Annotated in this window: 5 protein-coding genes; all 5 read left to right on the top strand. The window is 64.5% G+C overall.

Annotated features, from left to right (window positions below):
* A partial coding sequence (locus IE107_RS34220; protein ID WP_268246647.1) for a YwqJ-related putative deaminase occupies positions 1-1,603 on the top strand: 1,603 nt, incomplete at its 5' end.
* Positions 1,604-1,631: 28 nt separating this feature from the next.
* On the top strand, positions 1,632-2,108 hold the full coding sequence (locus IE107_RS34215) for an SUKH-3 domain-containing protein (protein WP_189548238.1): 477 nt from the start codon (positions 1,632-1,634) through the stop codon (positions 2,106-2,108).
* Complete coding sequence (locus IE107_RS34210; RefSeq protein WP_189548237.1) at positions 2,101-2,487, top strand: YwqJ-related putative deaminase; 387 nt, start codon at positions 2,101-2,103, stop codon at positions 2,485-2,487. The genes IE107_RS34215 and IE107_RS34210 overlap by 8 nt, the downstream gene beginning before the upstream one ends.
* A gap of 297 nt (positions 2,488-2,784) precedes the next feature.
* A complete protein-coding gene (locus IE107_RS34205) occupies positions 2,785-3,147 on the top strand; it encodes a toxin-antitoxin system YwqK family antitoxin (protein WP_189548236.1) in 363 nt (120 codons plus the stop codon).
* Between the two features lie 79 nt (positions 3,148-3,226).
* A complete protein-coding gene (locus IE107_RS34200) occupies positions 3,227-3,595 on the top strand; it encodes a toxin-antitoxin system YwqK family antitoxin (RefSeq protein WP_189548235.1) in 369 nt (122 codons plus the stop codon).
* The last annotated feature ends 854 nt before the right edge of the window (positions 3,596-4,449 follow it).

Raw genomic sequence — 4,449 nt, 5'->3', positions numbered from 1 at the left:
CGGACTCTCCAAGATCGGTGACATCACCAAGGGCCTCAAGGGCATCAGCAACATCGAGATCCCCAAACTCCCCGACGACGCGATCACCCTGCCCGACGGCGCGACCATGCTGCCCGACGGCACCTTCCACCTCCCCGACGGCGCCAAGATCCCCGAGGGCGGGGTCAAACTCCCCGACGGCAACGTCAAGTTCCCCGACGACGTCCCCGTCCTGCCCGAGAACACCACCAAACTCCCCACTCACACCGACAACCCCGTCCAGTACTTCGACCGCGACGGCAACCTCCTCGACGAGAACGGCGACATCGTCCAGCGCGTCGAGGACGCGCCCAAGGAGGGCTCCCCCACCCTCCCGCACACCGACGGCACGGACCCCACGACGCCGCATACCGACACCCCACACACGGACACGGCCCCTGTCACCCCGCACACCCCGGACAGGGAACCCGCCCTGGTCGCGGTCGGTGCCAACACCGCGGACAACGTCGCACACGTCAGCACGAACACGAGCAACAACGTCATCAACGTCACCAGCGATCTCGGCGACACCGGCCGCCTCGCCGACGACCTCCCCACCCCCCACAACAACCCCGCCGACAACCTCCCCGGCGGCAACGCCGGCAACCACCTCCCCCACGGAGGCGTGGGCGACAACCTCCCGCGCGGTCACGCCGACGACCTCGGACACGGCCCCACCGCCGGCCACGAACCGCCCAACACCCACAGCGGCGCACACAACGACGGGCCGAACGGACCGCACGACCCGAACCCGCCCCACTCCAACGACCACACCCCGAACAGCCACGCCGACGACGCCGCACACCACGGCGCCGACGAGGGCAGCCCGCACCACAGCTCCGACGACACGCTGCCTCATGACAACGGCGTACCCCACGACCTCGACGGCCCGCACGGTCTCGACGGCCCGCACGGTCCCGACGGCCCGGATCACCCCGGTGGCGACGGCCCTGGCAATGAGCCACACGGCAAGCCCGTGGAACCTCAGCCCGGCTGGCACGGCCAGAGCGCGGACAAGATGCGTCACTACCGGCGCCCTGCCCTGGACGTTTCGCACCTTCCTCTGAAGGATCAGCTTCCTCTTCTGGAACGGGAAGCGTCCGCTCTCGCCGATGACGCGCTCAAGGCTCCGGAAGGAGCCGCACCTCCCGGCCAGAACCACCTCGAATCCGGCTGCGCCGGAAGTTTCCTGCACGACAACACGATCACCGTGCACAGCAGCACCACGAAAATGCACGGTCAGAAGCTTCCGAAAACACACAAAGTCCTCGAAACAATTCTGAACGATGTAGGTGCAAAGCTTGATGCAACACCCGGAGCAAAGAGAGGGTTTGGTCACGGAAAGTGCGCCGAAGTATCTCTGATAAGCGACCGACTTCATCATCTGGACCCCACAGGAAAGACCATTCGGACGGTCGATGACGCAAAGAAGGCGCTGGAAGGCGGTGTGATGCATACACGCCAGATCGGCGACCTCTTCAATCGGAAGACAGGCGCACTCGAACGACAGAAGGACACCTTCCTCCCACCATGTGACACCTGCGCTCAGGTGCTACCCCAGCTGGGAATCCGAGTACACTCGTAAAATCCCAGTTCACGGAACGGAACGAATAATGAGCTCCGAACAGTTGGCACCCGAAGTACGCGACTGGCTCGTCGCGAACGGCTGGTCGCCGGGCCGCGACATCGGGCAACGTGCTGACGAACTCATTCAGGTGCGGGTACAGGACGCCGAGCGCCAGGGACGCACCCTGCGTCCGGTACCCGCCGCGGTGCACGTGATCCACGCATTCGGCCTGCTGCACCTCAACCACCCCACGGTGAAGCACGTCTCCTGGATCATGGATCCGACCCTCGGGTACGAGGGCGATGCACGACTCATCCAAGAACTGTCATTCGGACTCGGAACGGAACTTTTTCCCGTTGGTTACGAGTCTTCCGAGTACGGACTTCTCCTGGTCGACGAGAGGGAACGCTTCTTCCACCTCCACCACACCGGCGGGTACTACTTGGGAGAAAACACAATGGATGCCTTCTCCCGATTCCTGATCGGCGCGCCCGACCCTGACGCGGAGGACTACTTTGTCTGAGCAATTCCCTGCGGTAGCTTCCTCCCTACTGATCGGCGGCCAAGTGGTGAGCCACACCAGCCTGGTCGGGGAAGGCACTGCCAATCTCCATCCCGCCATCTGGTCATTCGCGGAATCGCTGCCGGCCGACGTACGCAGGCCGTTCACCGGGCGCTGCGCCGAATCGGCTCTGGTTTCCGACCAGTTGTGGGCGCTCGACTCCGCACGGAACGATGGCCGCACGACCACCCTCGACGAAGCCGTGCCGCACTTCGCGGGGTCCGCCATCATCTCCAAGATGATCCGCGGCCAAGGACACCCCGACCACGGCAGGACCACCGAGCCGTGCGAGGTCTGCCGACTGCTGCTGCAAACGCTGGGCGTACAGGTGATGTCCTGAAGCCAATCGCTGAGACGCTCGACTGGCTGACTCGACACGGCTGGTTCCCGGGAGAGATATCAGCGATTCTGCGCAAAGGCCCGATCCAGGGGAGACTTATGGACACAGGGTCCCAGAGGATCAAGAACGCCCCGCCGGCGCCGGATCACCCCCTCGGCCACGCCGAGGTCAAAGCCGCGAACGAACTGCTCTGGTAGCGGGAGAAGCTGGGCCTGCCGACGGGTGAAGCGACACTCTCCGAACTCCGCGCCTCGGCCGACCCCCGACCGACGAACTCTGGACTCCCCGAGGCCCGACGTGACACGAATCGACATCGACGACCCCGAAGTCGACATGGATCAGGGGCAGCGCCTGCTGTACAGGGGAGAACTCTTCACCGGAGAGGTCGAGGAGCGACTCGACGATGCCCTGGTCAGCGTGGACTCCTACATGGCGGGGGTACAGCACGGTCCCAGCCGCGAGTGGTACAAGGACGGCACGCTACGGTCCGAGGCGACGGCGCGGGAAGGACGTCCGGTAGGGGTGTCCAGGGAATGGCATCCGAACGGTGTGCTCGCCTCCGAGGTGGAGTTCTCCGAGAACGGTATGACCATGCTCGCCGAACGCCGCTGGGACGAAGAGGGCCGGCCGACGAAGACCTGGAGCGCGAGCGAGGGCTGACCCCGGCCGCCTCGCCGACGCTCCCCCCACCCCCTCATAACCCCGCCGACAACGAACACGGCGACGGGCAGGCATCGGAATGACACTTCCCCGAATCGACATCGACGATCCACAAATCGAAATGGATGAGGGTGAGGTCGCCTTCTATCAAGGAGAGCCTTTCACCGGCGAGGTGGTCGAATACCAGAAGGGGGCGCTCGTCAGCCTCGTCACTTACAAGGATGGGTTCGAAGACGGTCCCTCCAGGAAGTGGTACATGGATGGGACTCTGAGGTCCGAGGGAGTGCTGCGAGGTGGGTTCCCCGTCGGTGAGTCCAAGGACTGGCACCCCAACGGGGGGTTGGCCACGCGCGTACTCATGAGCGGGAACGGACTGCGGCAGTTAGAGATTACCGAGTGGGACGACGAGGGGAACCTGACGAAGGAGTGGCGCGCCGAGCGCGGTTGACAACCTTTGTTCCACTTCGTACGAGCGGGGTGCCGAGTTCCTCCAGGACGGGGCCGGATTCCTCGACCTGACCGGTGTGTCCCTTCGGTACCACCTCGTGAACCTACCCCTTCCTCCTCACGTTCGACGGGCGCACGCTGGACGCTCTGGATGCCGCAGGACGGATCTCGTATCACGCCTCGGCCGTCGCGACCGGTCCCTTCCTCACGCTTGCCCCCGCGACTCTCGACGCCCTGGACGCCGAGGGCGAGATCACGTACTTCGCGAAGATCAGCGAGGGCTACCCGCGAAGCAGCTCGCGTGGCATTGTCCGGCGCCGGGTCGACGACGGCCGGACGTACGACGAGGCGTTCACACGCGACCTCCGCTGGGAGCCGACCGAGTACCTCAGGTTGTACGAACTCGGCCACAACGAGATCGACCACGTCCAGATCACCGAGATCGAAGTCGCCGCGTTCATCGAATCGACGACGAAGAGACTCACCGGATCCTGATGACCCGCCGGGGCGGCAGGCGGTCGGCCGCCGCTCACTGTCGTGTGCGCGGCGTGAAGATCGGCCGGAGATCCTCGGGAGCCCCCTGGTGCCGGGAGGGCTCCCGTTCCCCGCGACCCGGTCGAGCACTCCGTTTCTGCACCTCATTGCCCGTGCCGTGCTTCGTTGATCATGTCACGGCTTGTCCACAGCCTTGAGGTCCTCGATTGCTTCATCCTCCCGGAGTTGATAGGCATGATCAGCACATGTGTTTGCTCAGGCTTGGCAGGGGGATTGAATGAATTTCGACATGGGGGCGCAGGTTCTGACGAATCTGTCGTCGAAGTCGCGTGGGTCGAGTGATGATCTGGGTACGTTGAT

Origin of the sequence: Streptomyces gelaticus (genome assembly GCF_014649535.1) — a bacterium.
Classification (GTDB): domain Bacteria; phylum Actinomycetota; class Actinomycetes; order Streptomycetales; family Streptomycetaceae; genus Streptomyces; species Streptomyces gelaticus.
This window is presented reverse-complemented; position numbering and strand designations above follow the sequence as displayed.

What these genes read in the sequence shown, in the direction of transcription:
- IE107_RS34200 (WP_189548235.1), top strand. Translation starts at nt 3,227, where the DNA reads ATGACACTTCCCCGAATCGACATCGACGATCCACAAATCGAAATGGAT.
- IE107_RS34215 (WP_189548238.1), top strand. Translation starts at nt 1,632, where the DNA reads ATGAGCTCCGAACAGTTGGCACCCGAAGTACGCGACTGGCTCGTCGCG.